General features: G+C 68.2%; 3 protein-coding genes and 1 tRNA gene. 1 reads left to right on the top strand and 3 read right to left on the bottom strand.

Going from position 1 to position 2165, the window contains the following annotated elements; translation table 11 throughout:
• Together A9X05_RS08570 and A9X05_RS08565 are read right to left on the bottom strand one after the other, a co-directional pair.
• Positions 1 to 598: 1-acyl-sn-glycerol-3-phosphate acyltransferase (locus tag A9X05_RS08570; RefSeq protein ID WP_067780619.1), on the bottom strand; the 598-nt coding region annotated here is incomplete at its 3' end.
• Complete coding sequence (locus A9X05_RS08565) at positions 595 to 1350, bottom strand: CDP-alcohol phosphatidyltransferase family protein (RefSeq protein ID WP_082970916.1); 756 nt, start codon at positions 1348 to 1350, stop codon at positions 595 to 597. The genes A9X05_RS08570 and A9X05_RS08565, both read right to left, overlap by 4 nt.
• A gap of 324 nt (positions 1351 to 1674) precedes the next feature.
• Between A9X05_RS08565 and A9X05_RS08560 the strand changes: the two genes are divergently transcribed.
• Entirely contained in the window at positions 1675 to 1974 is a 300-nt protein-coding gene (locus A9X05_RS08560) for a hypothetical protein (protein ID WP_067780616.1), read from the top strand.
• A gap of 90 nt (positions 1975 to 2064) precedes the next feature.
• On the opposite strand, the gene A9X05_RS08555 is transcribed toward A9X05_RS08560, so the two are convergent.
• Positions 2065 to 2138: transfer RNA gene (locus tag A9X05_RS08555), tRNA-Leu, on the bottom strand.
• Positions 2139 to 2165 lie beyond the last annotated feature (27 nt).

The raw sequence follows: 2165 nt of genomic DNA, 5'->3' as shown, positions 1-2165 counted from the left end.
CGACGTCGCCCCGCAGCGCCAGCACCTGCGACCGCAGTTGCGGTGCGGAGGTGGTGTGGGGATCGACGGGCGTACCGAGGCGTACCTCCATCGGGCCGGGCGTGAAGCTTCCGTCCTTCGGCAGGACGTCGGCAGTCCCCACGATCGCTACGGGAACGATCGGCACGCCACAGTCTCGCGCCAGACGTACTGCGCCGAAACGAAATTCGCCAATCACACCGTCTGTCGATCGCGTTCCCTCGGGGTAGATGACGACGGTCCGTCCCGCGCGAAGCGCGGGGCCGGCGGCCGCGAGCAGCGCGTCGTAGTTGCCGTCGCCCGAGCGTCGCACCGGCAGTATCCCGATCAGCGAGGTCGCGATGAAGCGTCGCACCGGCACGTCGAACCAGTAGTCGGCCGCCGCGCCGAAGACAGGACGAGCCGCGGACGGCACCGCCGCCACCAGCACCGCGGTGTCCGCGTGGGAGGTGTGGTTGGCGACGACGACACAGCCGCCCTTGGCGTTCCAACGCCCGGTCACGGTCAGCCCGCCCGAGACGGCACATACCGTCCGCCAGAGCCGGTGCCGAAGCACGCTCGCAATCCGGCCGGTGGTCATGCCGCCACCAGCGTCATGGGCAGCGTGACGGCATTGGAGAGGTGAGCCGCGGTAACCGGTTGCGTGATCGCATCAAAGTGCTCGTACAGCGCGACAGGCACAGTCGCTTCGATCTGCAGATCGCGGGGAACGAAGTCCGGCACGCGCTGCGCCTTCAGTTCGCGATGCGCGGCCCGCAACCGCAGAATGGTCGTGAGCAGTGATCCGTTCACCAACTGCACCAGCAGGACGGGCATGATCACGGGGAATGCGGTGGCCAGCACCAGGAACAGGCAGCGTTCGGTCTTGCCGAGCGGTCCGCCGTTCCGCCGCGTGAGGCCTGCAGCGGCAACGGCCAGCGATGCGAAGGTCGGCAGTGTGGCGGCCAGCGCCGCCAGCAGGACCTGAAGCACCGGCCAGGACAGCCAGTTCAGTCCGGGGCCGTGCTGCCGCGCCGCCCAGACCACCAAGCCGCCGAAGGCGAGCAGATCGGCGGCGCGGTCGCCGACTTCGTTGACGACGAAGCCCCATGGCCGGCTCACCCCACGAGCTCGAGCGACCGCCCCGTCGAGGTTGGCGCCCGCCAGGCGCATCACCATGAAGACCGCCGCCAGCGGCCACCATCCGAACGCGATGGCGGTTCCCGCAGCGCCCGCCGCCGCGACACCCGCCGCGGTGAAGACGTCGGGAGACACTCGACGAGCCACCGCGATGTGGACGATCGGGGCCAGCCTCTTGGTGAACCACGGCTTCAATGCGTAGAGGCCGGCCACGCGAGTTTTACGAGAAGTCGAAGGGGCTGCGTGATGGATAGCGACGTTGGTGTTGATGGCCGGCTCCTTTCGTTTCGTGCCGAGTCCTACAGGGGACGCGCCACCTGGTGGCGGCGCGTGCGACAAGTAAATGGAGGCGCACGGACTACCGATCCCAATTCGTTGACGTGTCGTCACCAAAATGAGGCGATCACCTCATGCGCGGCCGTGGGCGCCGCCGCAAGACTTGGGTCACCGCGTGACATCGCCACCGATCGACGAGGGGAAACCGTGACGACTCCTTGACCACACCCGCGCCCGCGTCGCCTCATCGCCGGTGCTGTCATGGCCGCGGTCGCCGCGTTCGCGTCGGCGTTCCTGGCAGCCCCGCCCGCCGCGGCATTCACCTACCCCGACCCGATCTGTAATGGGATGGCCTGCAGCTACCAGTGGTGTCCCGGCATGCCGCTACCGATGGCGTCGGCGGGGACGCCCAACTGGGACATGAATGCCTGGCACCGGTTCATGATCGGACAGATTTCCGCCAACTCGCCGGCGTGGGTGACCAACGGAGGGCTCAACCGCCAGGTCAGGCCGATGGTCATCGAGGGTGACCCGGGACCCTGCCCGGGCTGCGTGAGCTGATCGCCGGTTGCCGGCGCGTTCCGGTCGCCTTCCGAGTCCGCTATCGGTTGCCTCGGTGATTCGGTCCCCGGGTGCTATTCAATTCACCGGTGCCCCCAGTCGGACTCGAACCGACACTGGGCGGATTTTAAGTCCGCTGCCTCTGCCAATTGGGCTATGGGGGCCCGGCGGCGAATCTAGCGCGCGGGCGC

The organism is Mycobacterium sp. E3298 (assembly GCF_001666895.1).
In the GTDB taxonomy this organism is placed as follows: domain Bacteria; phylum Actinomycetota; class Actinomycetes; order Mycobacteriales; family Mycobacteriaceae; genus Mycobacterium.
The sequence above is the reverse complement of the archived record's forward strand: the minus strand, read 5'-3'. Positions and strand labels throughout refer to the sequence as shown.